Origin of the sequence: Streptomyces sp. NEAU-YJ-81, from assembly GCF_017592595.1 — a bacterium.
Classification (GTDB): domain Bacteria; phylum Actinomycetota; class Actinomycetes; order Streptomycetales; family Streptomycetaceae; genus Streptomyces; species Streptomyces hygroscopicus_B.
In genome coordinates, this window is sequence record NZ_JAGFNO010000004.1 from 198,260 (window position 1) to 214,443 (window position 16,184).

Sequence of the window (16,184 nt, forward strand, 5' to 3'; positions counted from 1 at the left end):
TTCCGTACGACCGCCGCGCGCGGGTATGCACCGGGCCGCCCGGTCATGGGGCGGGGTCCTCCTGGGGCATGGGTGCGGTCTGGCCGCCGGGCGCGGGGTGCGCGGTCGGCGCGGAACGGGCGCGGGGGCGGGCGAAACGGCGCATCATCGGCATCTCGACACCGCGCCACAGCAGCAGCGACACCGCCACACACAGTGCCGACACCACAAGGGACAGCGCTGTGGCGGTCACCGTGTCGAAGGTCCGCTGGTCCAGCTGTACCCGGATCGCGTACAGCACCGGGAAGTGGACCATGTACAGCGCGAACGACGCCTCGCCCAGCACCACCAGGCCACGGCGCCCCAGCCAGCTCCCGCGCCCCTGGACATCGCGGGTGGCGACGACCGGGATCAGGGCGGCCACCGGCAGACAGGTGGCCGCTCCCCAGACGTACTCCTCCGGCAACTGCGGCCGTGCCGCGAAGACTCCGGCCAGGGCGAGCAGCGGCCAGCGCAGCCGCAGCGTCGGCCAGCGGTCCAGTTGGACCGCCCGGGCGAGCACCATTCCGAGGATGAACTCCAGCAGCCGTACCGGAGGGAAGAAGTAGATCAGCCACCACCGCTCCGTCGAGAGCGGTGACCAACTCCCCGGGGCGGCCTCGTCGGTGACGGCCATCGCCACCATCGGCATCGTCACCACCAGCCCCGCCACCAGGGCGATCACCGGCCAGAGCAGCCGTGCCGGGAGCGCATGCACCGGCCGGATCAGCAGGGGGAAGAGGAGGTAGAAGAACGCCTCGCACGAGATGGACCAGGTCACCGGATTGACACTGCTGAAATCGGCCATGTCCGGAACCCAGGCGTGCACCAGCAGCAGATTCCGGACCGCCTCCCCCAACCCCGGATCCGGCACCGGAAGCAAGGCGGCGGTGCCCGTCACCATGAGCAGGCCCAGCATCAGGGTCCAGGTCACCGCATGGTTGGGGAAGATCTTCACCAGTCGGCGGCGCCAGAATCGGAGGACGGTGTCGGCCGGAGACGCGTTCCACGCCAGCACAAAGCCACTGAGGAGGAAGAAGGAGGAGACCGCCGCCGCGCTCGCCATGGACGAGGCATCGGCGGCCTCATAGACCCCCTGGTCCTCGAAGAATCTGCCCAGCGTCAGCACATGGCCCGCCAGCACCACCCCGGCCAGCAGAAAGCGAAGACCCGTCAACGACGGCAGCCGATCGCCACGCGGTAACACATCGGCCACAGGAGACCCCTCCCCAAACGACGCAGGCACAGCACCCACGAGCCTGCCCGTCGCACCACCCCGGCCCCAATACCGCCCCCACGGGAACATCCACGCGAACACCACCACCCGCAGGGCAGGACCCTTGCCGGTGCTGCCCGAGGTGACCAGGCAAGTCAAGCCATACTTTCGCGGATTGACGGCTCTAGAGCTCCGGTGATCCACCAATTATCCGAACAGCCACCGGAATTGAGGTTGATTGACGTGCTGGAAGGCAAGGTCTCCGTACCCGGAGGAAAGGTCTGGTACCGCAGAATGGGCAGCGGCGGTGTTCCGCTTCTCCTTGTTCACGGTGGACCGGGCTACCCGAGTGATCCGTTGTTCGAGGCATTCGAGCCGCTTGCCCGGGAGCGTGAGGCATCTCGCGGACATCGCCCGTCGCATCCCTGACTCCGAGCACATCACGCAGCCCGGCGCCGCGCATATGGCATATCTCGAGGAGGAGCCGATCCGCCGCGAATACGTCTCCATCATCCGGGACTACCTGGCCCGGATCGAAGCACGCTCATAGCCACGATCCGTCGACCGGCCTCTGATCGTCGGGCGACTCAGTCGCGTGGGGCCGGCGTGCGCAGGAAGTCCGAGAGCGCCTCCAGCAATCGGTCCACGTCCTCGGCGCTGTTGTAGGGGGCCAGGCCGATGCGCAGGCCGCCGGTGTCGCCCAGGCCCAGCCTGCGGGATGCCTCCACCGCGTAGAAGGAGCCGGAGGGGGCGTCGACGCCCCGGCTCGCGAGGTGGCGGTAGGCGTCGGTGGTGTCGCGGCCGTCGATGGTCAGCAGCACGGTGGGGGTGCGGTCCGCCGCCCGGGAGTGGATGGTGATCGGGTCGAGGGCGGCCAGGCCGTCATCGATGCGCCGGCGAAGGGTGGCCTCGTACTGTTCGAGAGCCGTGAACGACGACGCCAGCCGCTCCCTCCGGCTGCCTTCGGCGCCGGGGGCCAGAGTGGCGAGGAAGTCGACGGCGGCGCGGGTGCCGGCGAGGAATTCATAGGGCAGGGTGCCGAATTCGAAGCGCTCGGGGACGGCGTTCGTCGAGGGGAGCAGCTTGTCCGGGGTCATGGTCTCCAGGAGCTCGGGCCGGCTCGCCAGGACGCCGAGGTGGGGGCCGAAGAACTTGTAGGGGGAGCAGCAGAAGAAGTCCGCTCCGAGCTGCCGGATGTCGACATGGGCGTGGGCGGTGTAGTGCACGCCGTCGACGTAGAGCAGCGCCCCGGCCGCGTGCACCCGCCGGGAGATCTCCGGGATGGCCGGGCGGGTGCCGATCAGGTTCGAGGCGGCGGTGACCGCGACCAGCCGGGTGCGGTCGCCGAGCTGGGCGCTGATGTCGTCGGGGGTCAGTTCGCCGGTCGCGGGGTCGAAGTCGGCCCAGCGGACGGTGGCCCCGGCGGCTTCGGCGGCCTGGATCCAGGGGCGGATGTTGGAGTCGTGGTCCAGCCGGGACACCACGACCTCGTCCCCCGGTGACCAGGTCTTGGCGAGGGTGCGGGAGAAGTCGTAGGTGAGGGCGGTGGCGCTGCGCCCGAAGACGACCCCGGCCGGGTCGGCGCCGAGCAGGTCGGCCATGGCCTGCCGGGCCGACTGGACGAGGGCCTCGGAGTTGCGCTCCCCCGCGGTGAGCCGGCCTCGGTTGGCCAGCGGGTTGGCCAGCGCGTCGGTGATGGCCTCGATGACGGGGAGGGGGGTCTGGGTGCCCCCGGGGCCGTCGAAGTGGGCCGATCCGGCCTTCAGTGCGGGGAACTGTGCGCGGATGGCGCTGATGTCGTATGCCACGAGCGACTCCTTGCCGAGGGGTGACCAGGGCGATCTTATGCAGGCACCGGTGCGGAACGGCAGGGGGCGGGGTGGGGCCGCCGCGCCGGGGAGAGGTGTTCCGGCGCCCGGACAGCCGCCCTGATTGAATCTGTACGTATGGGGATGAATCACCCTCCTCTTCCGCCGCGCAGGACCGGGACCCGGAAGGCGGTGGCGCCGACGTGAGCAGCGACGCTCCTCCCCCGCCCGAGCGACCGAAAGGGCGGGGCAGACGCACTCGGCGTGGTGTGACCGGCGGCCCCGCGGGGCGTGCCTCGCGGGCGGTGGCGCGGGCCCGCCACTCCGGCTCCGCGGCCCTGGCGGCGGCGGTGCGCCGGGCGGGGGACGAGGGCGGGCGGGTCCATCCCGGGCTGCGCCTGGCCACCGCCTACGCATGGCGGCTGATGGTCATCGGGGTGGCCGCCTATCTGGCGTTCTCGGTGCTGGGGCGGTTCGAGCTCGTCGCGGTCGCGGTGTTTCTCGCGCTGGTGGCCACCGCGTTGCTGCGGCCGCTGGCCGATCTGCTGGCCCGCGTTTTCCCGAGGCCGCTGGCAGTGGCGCTGGCGGTGTTCGGCACACTGTTCGTGGTGCTCGGGCTGCTGGCGCTGGTGGGAAACGCGGCGGCCGCGGAGGCGGGCCGGCTCGTGGGTGAGCTGCGCGGCGGGATCGGCCGGATCGAGCGGTGGTTGGAGGGGCCGCCGTTCCATGTCCGGCGCGGCGTGCTGTCGGGGGCCCACGACAAGGTCACCTCCTTTGCGTCGCGGCATCGCGCGACGCTGATCAGCAGGGCGCTCAGCAGCGCGGGGCGGGTCGTGGAGGCGGGCACGGCGCTGTTCCTGGCCCTGTTCTGTTCGGTCTTCTTCATCCATTCCGGGGACCGGATGTGGCGGTGGTTCCGGGGCCAGCTCCCCGAGCGCGCCCGGTCTCCGTGGGACCGGGCGGCGCGGGCGGCGTGGACCACCTTCGCCGGATACACCCGGGGCATCATCGTCGTGGCGGCCTCCAACGCGGCCCTGGTCGGCATCGCCCTGTCCCTGCTGCGGGTGCCGCTGGCCCTGCCGCTGACGCTGCTGGTCTTCTTCGCGACGTTCGTTCCGCTGATCGGTTCGCCGATCGCGCTGGCGGTGGCGACGGTGGTGGCTCTGGCCGGGCGGGGTCCGGCCATCGCGGCCGTGGTGCTGTTGCTGATCGTGGCGGTCGGCCAGTTCGAGGGCCATGTACTGCATCCGCTGGTGATGAGCTGGGCGGTACGGCTCCATCCGGTGGTGGTGGCGATTTCGGTCATCGCCGGAAGCATCGTCGCGGGGGTGATCGGGGCGGTCGTGGCGGTGCCCATGGTGTCCGTCGCCTGGTCGGTGACGCGGGCGTTGCGCCGCCGACCGCCCGACGAAGCCTGATGGGCGCGGGGGCCGGAACACCCCACGCGTCCGTGGCCGGAAACACGCCCATATAAATGGCATCTTAGATTCGTATTCATCTAAGGTGGCGTCATGCGGCTGACGAAGTCAACGGACCTGGCGCTCCGTACGATCATGCGGCTGGCGGTTACCGGAGCCGAGCCCTGCACCGCCCGGCAGGTCGCCGGGGAGATGCAGGTGCCCTACAGCCATCTGGCCAAGGTGGCGGCCCGGCTCCAGCACTTGGGCCTGATCGAGACACGGCGCGGTCGGGGCGGTGGGCTGGCGCTCACCGCGACCGGGCGTACCGCCTCGGTCGGCCAGCTGGTCCGGGAGTTCGAAGGGGTCGGCGATGTCGTCGACTGCGAGGGGGATACGCCGTGTCCGCTGCGGCAGGGGTGCCGGCTGCGCATGGCGCTGCGCCGGGCACAGGAGGTGTTCCTCGCCTCGCTCGATCCCCTGACGGTGGACGATCTGGTGGCGTCCCCGACCGGCCCGGTGCTGCTGGGCCTGGTCGGGCGCACACCCGGTCTTTCCCGGTGAGGCCACCCTGTCCGGGGCGCGAACCCCGGGCCCCGTCCCACTGAGCCGTGATGCCACGGAGGTCGCCATGCCCGCTTCACCCACGCCATTGAATGCGAATCTGAGATACCAGTTAGGCCCGCTCATGCTCTCCCAGAAGTCCGCCGAGACCGTCCGCGCCACGCTTCCCGCCGTCGGTGAGGCCATCGGCACCATCGCCGACCTGTTCTACCGGAAGCTCTTCGCGGCCCACCCCGAACTGCTGCGGAATCTGTTCAACCGGGCCCACCAGGCCGCGGGCACGCAACGGCAGGCTCTCGCGGGCGCGGTCGCCGCGTTCGCCACCGCCCTGGTGGAGCGGCCTGGCGTCCGCCCCGACACCCTGCTGAGCCGGATCGCCCACAAGCACGCCTCGCTCGGGGTGAGCGCCGCGCAGTATCCGGTGGTGCACCGTCATCTGTCGGCCGCCATCGCGGAGGTGCTCGGCGACGCGGCCACCGAGGAGGTGATCGCCGCCTGGGACGAGGTCTACTGGCTGATGGCCAACGCCCTGATCGAGACCGAGCGGCGGCTGTACGCGGAGCAGGGAGCGCTGACCGGCGGGACCTGGCGGCAGTGGGAAGTGGTCGAGCGGACCCGGGAGACCGCGGATGTGGTCACCTTCCGGATACGGCCGGCGGACGGTCGCCCCGCCCCGGCGTTCCGAGCGGGCCAGTACATCTCGGTGCAGGTGGAACTGGCCGACGGGGCACGGCAGATCCGCCAGTACAGCCTGACCAACGCCCCCGACGCCACGGTGCGCACCTTCTCCGTCAAGCGCGTGGACGCCGGCGAGGACCCGGCCGGTGAGGTCTCCGGCCATCTGCACGACCACGTCCACGAGGGCGATGCGCTCACCGTCTCCGCGCCCTACGGCGACATCGTGCTCGACGCCACGGACGCGCCGCTGCTGCTCGCCTCCGCGGGAATCGGCTGCACCCCGATCGTGGCCATGCTGGAGGAGCTGGCGGCCAGAGGTCATCAGGCCCCGGTCATCGCCGTCCACGCCGACCGCTCCCCCGCCGACCACGCCCTGCGCACCGACCAGGAGCGGCTGGTCACCAAGCTGGCGCAGGGCACCGCCCACGTATGGTACGAGCGGCCCGAGGGTGACTGGCCGGCCGAGCGCACCGGCCACGTCGACCTGTCCGGGATCGGGATCCCGGACGGCGTCCAGGCGTATCTGTGCGGGCCGCTGCCCTTCATGCGGTCGGTGCGGACCCAACTGCTGGAACGCGGTGTGCACCCCTCCGCGATCCACTATGAGGTCTTCGGGCCCGATCTGTGGCTGCCGCGGGGCGACGGCGAGGGTCACTGACGCCCGGCCCCCTGATGTTGGCCGGATGAACTCGAATGGCCCAGAGGCCGGTCGCTTTTGCCCGGGGGAACGTGGGACCGTACGGACACGGGTTCTGTCCGTTCCGTACACAACCATGCGGAATGTTCCGTCCGGTACCCCCACATCGACGAGGAACCATGGATCGCGAAAAGATCACTCTCAGCGGCGCTCAGGAAACCTTGCTCGCCACGCTGTACGGCAGGGCGGTCGACAGCCGTTCACCGGACTCCATCCTGCACGACCACGCGGCCCGCGAGGCGGTGGAGCGTGTGGCCTACGACTTCAGCAAAACGGGGATGACGGACACGACGGCGGTCGGCATCGCCCTGAGGGCGAAACAGCTCGACGACTGGGCCATGGAGTTCCTGGCCGGGCATCAGAAGGCGACCGTGCTCCATCTCGCCTGCGGTCTCGACACCCGGGTGCAGCGCCTCGACCCGCCCTCGTCGGTGCGCTGGCTCGACATCGACTACCCCGAGGTGATCGATCTGCGGCGGAGGCTGCTTCCCGAGCCGTCGGGGAACTACGAGATGGTCGGCACCTCCGTGACCGATGAGGCGTGGCTGCGCGAGGTGCCCGACGACCGGCCCACCGTGGTCGTCGCCGAGGGACTGACGATGTATCTGCGCAAGGAGGACGGCAAGCGGCTGATCCAGCGGATCACCGAGCGATTCCCCAGCGGCCAGCTGCTCTTCGATGTCTACGGGCCGCTGGGCATCCGGCTCCAGAAGATGGTCCCCGCGGTGCGCAACGCGGGCGCCACACTCCACTGGGGTCTGGACGACCCCCATGAGGTCGAGACCTGGCACCCGGGGCTGACCTGCCTGGACGCGGTGCGCAGCGTGGACATGCCGGGGGTGGAGAAGATGCCCACCTCCGGCCGGATGAGCATGCGGGTGATGGCGCATCTGCCCGGCTTCCGGGATGTGGGACGGATCCTGCGCTACCGCTTCTAGCGGCTCGGGGCGAGGGAGCGTTTGCCCGGCGCCGGGTGGCTCCGGCGCCGGGCCGGGCGGATGCGTGACGGCTACGGGCAGGGCGGCCGTGTGACCGCTTCCGGGCCGGGCGGCCATGTGGCGCCTACGGGCCAGGCGACCATGTGACCGCTATTTGATGCCCACCAGCATGGAGTAGCCATCCGTCAGCGGTTCGATCCGGCTGCTGCGGAATCCCGCCTCCGTCATCCATGCGCGGCCGTCGGCGGCCGTGTACTCGAAGCCGGACCGGGTCTCGATGAGCATGTTCAGGCTCGCCAGCAGACCGAAGGTGTTCTCCTTGCGGTCGTCGTCGATGATGGCGTCGTAGACGAGGACCGCTCCCCCGTCGGGCAGCGCGTCGTACGCCTTCTTCAGCAGTAGCCGCTTCTCCTCCAGGCCCCACCCGTGCAGGATCTGGCCCAGCACGATGACATCGGCGCCGGGCAGGTCGTCGGTGAAGAAGTCGCCTGCGTGGAAGGCGAGCCGGCCCTCCAGGCCGAAGGACGCCACGTACTTCTCGAAGACCGGCCGCACCCGGGGCAGCTCGAAGACACCGCCGCTCATATGGGGGTGACGCTGGGCCACCGCCACCGGAAGGCAGCCCACCGCGCCCCCGACGTCCAGCACCGTCCGGTAGTCGGCCCAGGGGAACCGCTCGGCTATCACCAGGACCTTGCCCATGCTGAGCCCGGTCATCCCGTGCAGGAATCCCTCGAGGCCCTCCTGGTCTCGGTAGATGCCGTCGAATACGTCGCCGCCGTGCTTGTGCTCGTTCTGCGGTTCGCCTGTTCTCAGCGCCTCGGTGAGCGACCCCCAGAAGGGATACAGCCGGCTGTTGGCCATCTCCAGGATGCCGCCGACATAGGTGGCCTTCTTGCGGTCGAGAAAGGTGTCGGCGGACGGGCTGTTGCGGTACACGCCGCCGGATCGCTCCAGGAACCCGAGGGCGACCAGCGCGTCGAGGAAGTCGGCGGCGCCGCGCGGATGCAGTCCGAGCGCCTCGGCCAGGTCACCGCCCGTGCGGGGGCCCTCCGCGAGCTGGGAGAACAGATCCAGTTCCACCGCGGTGAGCAGTGCCTTCGACGCCATGAAGCCGAGCCCGACCTGAAGTATGGGCTCGGGGCTGATCTCGTGCCGCATTACGCTCCCTCACTGTTTCCCCGGATGTGTGCTCTCACCGCACCTGACCGTATTTCGACCTCCTTACGCTACCGTGCCGTTGCCCCCTACACGGGTCGCCGCCGGACGGCCGGACGAGAGCCACGGCCCCGCCCCGACCGCCGTGCGAGGGCCACCATGGGACCCTGTCAAAGAAAGCGATTTCCCCCTTGTACTGCGTGAACCTCGCGCACTCTCATCCAGGCCCTTGACACTGGCTGCGACAGCGCTTTCTATTCGACGAATGACACCTGGACGACGATCCGTCAGACTCAGCCGGCGGCCGCTCGGCCTTCTCGCGGCCGCCGCCCTCGGCGCGGCCACGCTGGTCGCGCACCCCACCGCAGCACAAGCCGCACAAGCCGCGCAGGCCGCCCCCGCCGCCCCCGCCGCCCCCGCCGCCCCCGCCGCCCCCGCCGCCAAGGGCACCACCTACTACGTCGACTCCCGCTCCGGGGACGACGGAGCGTCGGGCACCAGCGCCGCCAGGGCCTGGCGCAGCCTCGACCGCGTCGGCCGGACCACCTTCCGGGCCGGGGACCGCATCCTGCTGAAGGCCGGTGGCTCCTGGAAGGGCCAGTTGTGGCCAAAGGGCTCGGGCGAGAAGAACCGTCCGATCGTGATCGACAGCTACGGCTCGGGGCCCAAGCCGCAAATCCGCGGGGAGGGCACCGTCGATGACGCGGTGCGGCTGTTCAACCAGGAGTACTGGGAGATCCGCGACCTGGACGTCAGCAACGATGCGCCCGCGACCGGGACTCCGGGCGAGAATCTGCGGGATCTGCGCGGCATCCATGTCTCAGGGGACAGCGCCCGCCGGCTGGACCACTTCCTCGTCGACGGCGTCGATGTCCATGATGTGACCGGTGAGGTCAACTGGATCAGCGGCGATGTCTCCGGCAACGCCCCGGGGGTGCGCTTCAAGACCGGATGGGACCGGTCGAAACGCACCGGGGGGATCGTGTTCGACACGACCGTCCCCGACATCACCGCACCGCCGTCCGCCGCCACCGTGCTCCACGACATCCGGGTGCAGAACTCCACGGTGCGCGACACCTCGTTCGCGGGCATCGTCGTCAAGCAGTACACCGGCGACGCGAAGGACGCGAACGGCGCCCCCGTGGCGGTGCCGACCGGATGGGGCACCCGGACCTCGGCCGCCGACACCGTCTTCACCCCGCATACGGACATCACGATCCGCAACAACTTCATCTCCCAGGGCGGGACGCCCTACGGCTGCAACGCGATGTATCTGACGAATGTGCGCGGCGCCGTGGTCGACCACAATGTGGTCGACCAGGCGGGGACCTCCGGCATCGAGGCGTACTACGCGGACAATGTCGTGATCCAGCGCAATGAGGTGTACCGGACGGAGCAGAAGGCCGGGGGCGCCGACTCCAACGGCATCGACGCCGACAAGGGCACCACGCGGGTCCGGATCCAGTACAACTTCGTGCACGACAACGGCGATGGCATTCTGCTGTGCCAGTTCTCCTTCGGCGATGTCGTGGTGCGGTACAACATCCTGAGCGGGAACTCCCGGTATCCGCTCTATCTGCACTCCGACCGGGCCGCTTCGGCCGAGGTGTACAACAACACGGTGCACAATCCGGCGAGCCGGTACCTCGTCTACGGCTACGGCTCCTCCCTGAACGCGCGCTACGACCTGCACGACAACGCCTTCTCCTCGGCGGTCGCCGACGCGAGCCTGACCACCAGCCCGACCATCCGCTACGCCAACAACTTCTACGGCGGTGCCCCACTGCCCGTTCCCGCCACCGACACCACCGCGCGCACGGGCGACCCGCTGTTGGTGAACCCGGCGGTGTCCGGGCCGTACGGCACGGCCGACAGCGGCCCGCGGCTGCGCACCGCGCTGGGCTTCGCTCCCCGGCCGGGCTCACCGCTGATCGGCAACGGCACCGTCGTCCCGGACAACGGCGGCCGCGACTACGGGGGCGCACCGCTCTACCTCGGCCGCCCCGATATCGGCGCCGTCGAGGGCCCGCCGGGCGAAGCCCGGGCAGGCCACGGCCGCGCTTGACCTTGCCGCAGCGGCAGGGTTTCTACTGGCATCATGCGCATCGGAGAAATCGCCGCGCTGGTCGGAGTCACCTCCCGGACCGTGCGGCATTACCACCACATCGGCCTGCTGCCCGAGCCCCAGCGGCGGGCCAATGGATACCGTGTCTACAGCCTCAGGGACGTCATTCTGCTGGCCCGGATCCGGCGGCTGACCGAGCTCGGGCTCGCCCTGGACGAGGTGCGGGACGTCCTCGCGGACGACGCCGGGCGCGAACTGGCCGAAGTGCTGGGCGAGCTGGACGCCGACCTAGCGCGCCAGGAACACGAGATCCAGCAGCGCCGCAGGGTCCTCAAAGCGCTTCTGGAGGGCCCGCTCACGCCGGACGCGCCGCTCTCCCCCGCGCTCATCGAGCTCCTGAAGGGTGCGCCCGCCACCGCCTCGCCGGCCGCCGCCAAGGACCGCGAGCACCTTATCCTTATGGACGGGATCGTCGGCGGGGACGCGGTGTACGCGGCGCTGCGGCCACTGGCCGAGGACCCCGCCATACTCCCCCTGTACGAGCGGCTGGACGAACTGGACGGGGCCGAGGCGGACGATCCCCGGATCGCGGCACTGGCCGACGACCTCGTCGCCGCCGTACCGGACGAGCTACTGGCGGCCATCCCGGAAGACGGCCCGACGGCGACCGGCTTCGGGCAGGCGCTTCTCGCCGACTACTCGCCCGCCCAGGCCGAGGTGGTGCGCCGGGTGATGGCGCAGATGACCGCCCGGCTGCACGACAGGAGGGCGTCATGAGTCCTCGGATCGCCCGGGCGGCGGCGCGGGTGAGAGGCACGCTGCACACCCTGCTCCCGGTGGTCGTGTACCGGCTCCTCGCACACGAGATCCGGGCCCTGCACAGCCTCGCTCTATGGGTGCTGCGCCGCCGCCACCAGATCCCCGAGGGGGCGCTGACCTTCGCCTACACCGGACCCCAGACGGCCATGATGTACGCGATGGTCTTCGTCTCGGTCATCGAGACGGTCGCACTGGCGATGGTGATCCCATGGCCGGCCGTGCACGCGGTCCTGCTCGTCATCGACGTGTACGGGGTGGTGCTGATCCTCGCCCTGCACGCGGCTTGCGTGGTCCGGCCGCACATCGTGGGGCCGGACGGCTCGCTGCGCATACGGTACGGCGCACTGTTCGACCTGCCGGTTCCGGCCGCCACCATCGCCACCGCCCGGGTCGACCGGCGCTACCCCGACGGACGGCTGGTGCGGGTGAGCGCGGACGGGGTGCTCGACCTCGCGGTGGGCAGCCAGACCACGGTGACGGTGGAGCTGACGGAACCGGTGAAGTACGGGCGACCGCTCGGCGCGGAGGGCTTCGCCCGTACGCTCCGGTTTCACGCGGACGATCCGCGGGAGGCGGTCGCCGCGCTCACCCGGGTCCGGACGGATGCCGGTGTTGAGAACCGCTAGGCCGACGCGCTGATGAGCTCGTCGGTGACCCACCGTGCCACATCGGCGGGGTAGGGCGCCGCCAGGCCGAGGATGATGTGCGAGAAACCGGCGTCGATCGCCTCCGCGATCGCGGCCCGGGTGACGCCGGGCTGGTCGTAGGAGACGGACAGGACGATCGACCGGGTGATCGAGGCGGGGTCGCGGCCGATCTCGTCGCAGTAGCGGTCCAGCAGTGCGCTGCGGTTGACGGCGTCGGCGATCTCGCCGCCGGGCATGTTCCACACGTCCGCGTGCTCGGCCACCACGCGCAGCGTCGCGGACGAGCGTCCGCCGATGACGATCGGAGGGTGGGGACGCTGGACGGGCTTGGGGTTGCCGAACGCTCCGGTGAGCTGGTGATAGGTGCCGTGGAAGTCGAACGGCTTCTCCTCGGTCCATAGCCGCCGGATCACCGTGCAGGCTTCGGCGAGGCTGCCCACGGCGTGCGCGGTGTCGTGGAAGGGCAGGCCGTGTGCCGCGTACTCACGCCGGGCCAGGGGGTGGCCGGGTCGTGAGCCGACGCCGATGCCGAACTCCAGCCGACCGTCGGAGACGATGTCGACGGTCGTGGCGATCTTGGCCAGCATCGCGGGCGGCCGGAACCGGTTGCTGGTCACCAGCAGGCCGAGCCGCAGCCGACGGGTGTGGGCGGCGAGGGCCGTGAGCAGCGTCCAGCCTTCGTAGGCCGGTCCGTCCGGGTCGCCGCCGATCGGCATGAGGTGGTCGAACAGCCATGCGTGCTCGATCTCCGGGATCGTGTCCGCCTCGCGCCAGACCCGCAGGACGTCGTGGTAGTCGACCTGCATGGGGGCGGTCATGATCCCGAAACGGGGCGGGGGTGTGTGTGGCATGGGGCCGTCGGTCCTTTCGGCACCGGCAGCGGCGGCTGGACGCGCTGCCGAGGTTCAAGCGGAACAGCTTCTGGCCGGCCGACTTCCGGAAGGATGCGGAAGCGTGGTGGCCATGCGTGGTGCGGTCGCCGGGTCCCTGCTCTGACAACATGAGCAAGCGGAACCGCGCTCCGGTAACGATACGGAGCGCCGTTCCGCTTGGCAAGCCCGACGGCGGACGGAGCGGCGCCGTGAACGACAGCGGCAAGGGCGCGGGGCCCGCGGCCCGACCCAGGCGGGCGGACGGCGGCGCCCGATTTCTGAGTACCTTCTGAGTATCCGGACGGATGCGGGGACCGCCGCATCCGCCGATTCTTGTCCGCATGAGTGAGACACCGGTCAAGCAGCAGAGCACGGCCGCGTTCTACGGCCAGGCGGTCGCCTCCTTCGCCGTCGCCATGGCCGCCACCGCCGTCGGTATCTTCCAGCTGAGCGCCGACGCCTGGGTGCGCGGCTTCCTGGCCATCTCCGTGCTCTACCTGGTGACGTCCGCGTTCACCCTGGCCAAGGTGATCCGGGACCGGCAGGAGGCCGGGCAGATCGTCAGCCGGGTCGACCAGGCGCGAGTGGACAAGCTGCTCGCCGCACACGACCCCTTCGAAAAGCTCTGAACGCCCTCGGGCCGTCCGCCACTACTCGTCGATGACCAGCCCCTTGGCCTCGAGCACCTCGGCCAGCCGGCTGACCTCGATCACGCTCTTACCGGCGCGGTAATCGGCGATATACGCGTCTTCCGCCTCGACACGCGCCTGAGAGCTGCGGATGACGTCCGCCAGGTCTTCGCGGCGCACCACGACGACGCCATCGGCGTCCGCGCGCACCACGTCTCCCGGGCGGACGATCTCGCCACCGATCAGGACGGGTTCGGCCATCGGGCCGATGGTTTCCTTGACCGTGCCCTTCATGCTGACGCTGTACGAGAACACTGGGAAACCCAGCTCCCGCAGCTCCCGGGTGTCGCGCACCCCGGTGTCGGTGACGAGGCCACCGAGGCCCTTGGCCACACACGCGTTGGCCAGGACGTCGCCGAAGGAGCCCGCCTCCGCGTATTCGCCGGCGGAGACGACGATGACGTCGCCGGGGCTGGCGTGGGCGATGGCGACCTGGAGCATGATGTTGTCGCGGGGCGCGCAGACCACGGTGAAGGCGGGGCCGCACAGGGACATCTGGGGGTCGACCGGCTTGATGGTCGAGTCGAGGGCGCCCAGGCGGCCCTGTGCCTCATGGATGGTGGCGGCGGAGTAGCCGCTCAGCTGCTTCACCAGGTCCGGATCGGGCCGGTCGAAGGCGGTGTTGACGCGGATCATGTGGGGGTGGCTCCTTCGGGCGAGGTCAGGAGAAGTCAGGAGAGGTCGGCGCGGGCGCGGGCGATGCCCTCACAGGCCGCGGTGAGGACGTCGTTCGAGGTGGCGAAGGAGATACGGAAGTGGCCCGGGGAGCCGTACGCGGCGCCGTGGATCACCGCGACCTGCTGCGCCTCCAGCAGATAGGCGGCGAAGTCCTCGTCGGTGCCGATCTCCTGGCCGGACGGGGTGCGGGTGCCGAGGACGCCGGAGCAGTTGACGAAGGCGTAGAAGCCGCCGCTCGGCGGGGTGCAGGACAGCCCGGGGATGTCGTTGATGAGCTTGACCACGGCGTCGCGGCGGCCGCGGTAGACGGCGACGCTGTCGCGGATGAAGCCCTGGTCACCGCTGAGCGCGGCGGCGGCCGCGGCCTGGCTGATGGAGGAGGGGCAGGAGGAGATCTGGGACTGGAGCTTGTTGATGGCCCCGACCAGCTCGGTGTTGCCCGCGCCGTAGCCGATGCGCCAGCCGGTCATGGCGTACGTCTTGGAGACGCCGTTGGTGAGGAACACCCGCTCGGCCAGCCGTGGTTCGACGGCGGCGAGACTGTGCGCCTGGCCCGGCTCGTACCAGATCTCGTCGTAGATCTCGTCGGTGAGCACCTGGACGTGCGGGTGGGCGAGCAGCACTTCGGCCAGGGCGCGCAGTTCGTCGGGCGAGTACGCGGCGCCGGTCGGGTTGCCCGGGGAGTTGAGGACGACCCAGCGGGTGCGGTCGGTGAGGGCGGAGGCCAGCCGTTCGGGCGTCAGCTTGAAGCCCTCGGCCTCGGGGCAGGGGACGACGACCGGGGTGCCGTCGTTCGCGAGCACCATGTCGGGGTACGAGACCCAGTACGGCGCCGGGATGACGACCTCGTCGCCCGCGTCCAGGGTGGCCATCAGCGCGAGGAAGATGATCTGCTTCGCGCCGCCGCCCACCGCGATCCGGTCGCCGGAGTAGTCGAGACCGTGCCGCTCCCGGAGCCGGCCGGCGATGGCGGTGCGCAGTTCCGCGGTGCCGTTGACCGGCGTGTATTTGGTGTCGCCCCGCTGGATCGCCTCGATCGCGGCGGCCTTCACATGGTCGGGGGTGTCGAAGTCGGGCTCGCCCACGGTGAGGTCGAGGATCTGCCGTCCCTGGGCCTTCAGTTCGCGGACCCGCTGGGCGGCCGCGGTGCTCGGCGAGGGCTTGATGCGGTCGACGCGCTGTGCGGTGCTCATTCAGTCGGTCCTCCGTTCGAAGTTGAGCCCGCCCGGGACCTGGAAGGTGGGCAGGATCTCCACATGGCCGATGTTGACGTGGCGCGGCGAGGAGATGGCGAATTCGATGGCGTCGGCGATGTCCTCGGGCTTGAGCGACTCATAGCCGTCGTAGAACTTGCGCTGCGCCTCTTCCATGTCGCCGAGGAGCCGGCCGAAGATCTCCGTCTCCACCCGTCCGGGGCAGATCTCGGTGACGCGGATCCGACGGCCGTATCCGTCCACCCGCAACTGCCGGGAGAGGGTGTGCACGGCCGATTTGGTGGCGTGGTAGATGGTGTTTCCGCCGAAGTTGTAGACGGCGGCGATGGAGCTGATGTTGACGATGTGGCCGAGGTCCCGTTCCACCATTCCGGGCATGACGAGCCGGACCAGGTGCAGTACGGCCTGGATGTTGACGGCGATCTGCTCGTCGACGGCGAACTCGTCGGCGGTGAGGATGTTCCCGGTGCGGGACACCCCGGCGTTGTTGACGAGGATGTCGGTCTGAAGGCCCTGGAGCTCGGCGGTCAGCGCGGCGGTGTCGGTGATGTCGACGGCGTGCGGGACGCAGCCGGTGCGGCGGGCGAGGTCGTCGAGCCGCTCGGCGTTGCGGGCGATGGCGTGGACTTCGAGGCCCTGCTTGGTCAGCCGTTCGACGACCTCGGCGCCGATTCCGGTGGAGGCACCGGTCACCAGTGCGGTCTTGTAGTCGGAAAAGGGCATGTG

At 70.2% G+C, this 16,184-nt stretch carries 16 protein-coding genes; 9 read left to right on the forward strand and 7 right to left on the reverse strand.

Features of this window, described 5'->3' with window-relative positions; genetic code table 11:
- Positions 1–43: 43 nt before the first annotated feature.
- Positions 44–1,234, reverse strand: coding sequence for an acyltransferase (locus J5X86_RS12105; RefSeq protein ID WP_208516746.1), 1,191 nt, complete (start codon positions 1,232–1,234; stop codon positions 44–46).
- Between the two features lie 391 nt (positions 1,235–1,625).
- Here J5X86_RS12105 and J5X86_RS12110 point away from each other — a divergent pair, with 391 nt between their 5' ends.
- Positions 1,626–1,784 carry a hypothetical protein gene (locus J5X86_RS12110; RefSeq protein WP_208516747.1) on the forward strand — a complete coding sequence of 53 codons (159 nt, stop codon included), beginning with the start codon at positions 1,626–1,628 and terminating at the stop codon, positions 1,782–1,784.
- Between the two features lie 37 nt (positions 1,785–1,821).
- On the opposite strand, the gene J5X86_RS12115 is transcribed toward J5X86_RS12110, so the two are convergent.
- Positions 1,822–3,042: a cysteine desulfurase-like protein gene (locus J5X86_RS12115; RefSeq protein WP_208516748.1), complete on the reverse strand. Its 1,221-nt coding sequence runs from the start codon at positions 3,040–3,042 to the stop codon at positions 1,822–1,824.
- Positions 3,043–3,347: 305 nt separating this feature from the next.
- On the opposite strand from J5X86_RS12115, the gene J5X86_RS12120 reads away from it, so the two are divergent.
- From J5X86_RS12120 to J5X86_RS12135, 4 genes are all read left to right on the forward strand, one after another.
- Positions 3,348–4,460: an AI-2E family transporter gene (locus tag J5X86_RS12120; protein ID WP_208517008.1), complete on the forward strand. Its 1,113-nt coding sequence runs from the start codon at positions 3,348–3,350 to the stop codon at positions 4,458–4,460.
- Between the two features lie 93 nt (positions 4,461–4,553).
- Positions 4,554–5,003, forward strand: a complete 450-nt coding sequence (locus J5X86_RS12125) for an Rrf2 family transcriptional regulator (protein ID WP_208516749.1) — start codon at positions 4,554–4,556, stop codon at positions 5,001–5,003.
- A gap of 124 nt (positions 5,004–5,127) precedes the next feature.
- Positions 5,128–6,339: a globin domain-containing protein gene (locus J5X86_RS12130; protein WP_208516750.1), complete on the forward strand. Its 1,212-nt coding sequence runs from the start codon at positions 5,128–5,130 to the stop codon at positions 6,337–6,339.
- 158 nt (positions 6,340–6,497) lie between these two features.
- Positions 6,498–7,316, forward strand: coding sequence for a class I SAM-dependent methyltransferase (locus J5X86_RS12135; protein ID WP_078638341.1), 819 nt, complete (start codon positions 6,498–6,500; stop codon positions 7,314–7,316).
- 150 nt (positions 7,317–7,466) lie between these two features.
- On the opposite strand, the gene J5X86_RS12140 is transcribed toward J5X86_RS12135, so the two are convergent.
- On the reverse strand, positions 7,467–8,477 hold the full coding sequence (locus J5X86_RS12140) for a methyltransferase (protein WP_208516751.1): 1,011 nt from the start codon (positions 8,475–8,477) through the stop codon (positions 7,467–7,469).
- Between the two features lie 262 nt (positions 8,478–8,739).
- On the opposite strand from J5X86_RS12140, the gene J5X86_RS12145 reads away from it, so the two are divergent.
- From J5X86_RS12145 to J5X86_RS12155, 3 genes are read left to right on the forward strand one after another with little or no spacing between them, the layout of a single operon-like run.
- Positions 8,740–10,539 carry a right-handed parallel beta-helix repeat-containing protein gene (locus tag J5X86_RS12145; protein WP_208516752.1) on the forward strand — a complete coding sequence of 600 codons (1,800 nt, stop codon included), beginning with the start codon at positions 8,740–8,742 and terminating at the stop codon, positions 10,537–10,539.
- 33 nt (positions 10,540–10,572) lie between these two features.
- On the forward strand, positions 10,573–11,316 hold the full coding sequence (locus J5X86_RS12150; protein WP_208516753.1) for a MerR family transcriptional regulator: 744 nt from the start codon (positions 10,573–10,575) through the stop codon (positions 11,314–11,316).
- Positions 11,313–11,984, forward strand: a complete 672-nt coding sequence (locus J5X86_RS12155; protein ID WP_208516754.1) for a hypothetical protein — start codon at positions 11,313–11,315, stop codon at positions 11,982–11,984. Before J5X86_RS12150 ends, J5X86_RS12155 begins: the two co-directional genes overlap by 4 nt.
- Here the strand turns inward: J5X86_RS12155 and J5X86_RS12160 are convergent.
- Positions 11,981–12,856: an LLM class flavin-dependent oxidoreductase gene (locus J5X86_RS12160; RefSeq protein WP_208516755.1), complete on the reverse strand. Its 876-nt coding sequence runs from the start codon at positions 12,854–12,856 to the stop codon at positions 11,981–11,983. The two genes, J5X86_RS12155 and J5X86_RS12160, sit on opposite strands and share 4 nt — an antisense overlap.
- Before the next feature lie 362 nt (positions 12,857–13,218).
- On the opposite strand from J5X86_RS12160, the gene J5X86_RS12165 reads away from it, so the two are divergent.
- Complete coding sequence (locus J5X86_RS12165; RefSeq protein ID WP_043236392.1) at positions 13,219–13,506, forward strand: YiaA/YiaB family inner membrane protein; 288 nt, start codon at positions 13,219–13,221, stop codon at positions 13,504–13,506.
- Positions 13,507–13,527: 21 nt separating this feature from the next.
- Here the strand turns inward: J5X86_RS12165 and J5X86_RS12170 are convergent, their stop codons facing one another.
- The 3 genes from J5X86_RS12170 to J5X86_RS12180 are packed head-to-tail and all read right to left on the reverse strand — an operon-like array spanning position 13,528 to position 16,181.
- Entirely contained in the window at positions 13,528–14,202 is a 675-nt protein-coding gene (locus tag J5X86_RS12170; RefSeq protein ID WP_208516756.1) for a 4-carboxy-4-hydroxy-2-oxoadipate aldolase/oxaloacetate decarboxylase, read from the reverse strand.
- Between the two features lie 35 nt (positions 14,203–14,237).
- Positions 14,238–15,437 (reverse strand): aspartate transaminase, encoded by a 1,200-nt coding sequence (locus tag J5X86_RS12175; RefSeq protein WP_208516757.1) that lies wholly within the window; start codon positions 15,435–15,437, stop codon positions 14,238–14,240.
- A complete protein-coding gene (locus J5X86_RS12180; protein WP_208516758.1) occupies positions 15,438–16,181 on the reverse strand; it encodes an SDR family oxidoreductase in 744 nt (247 codons plus the stop codon).
- Positions 16,182–16,184: the final 3 nt, after the last annotated feature.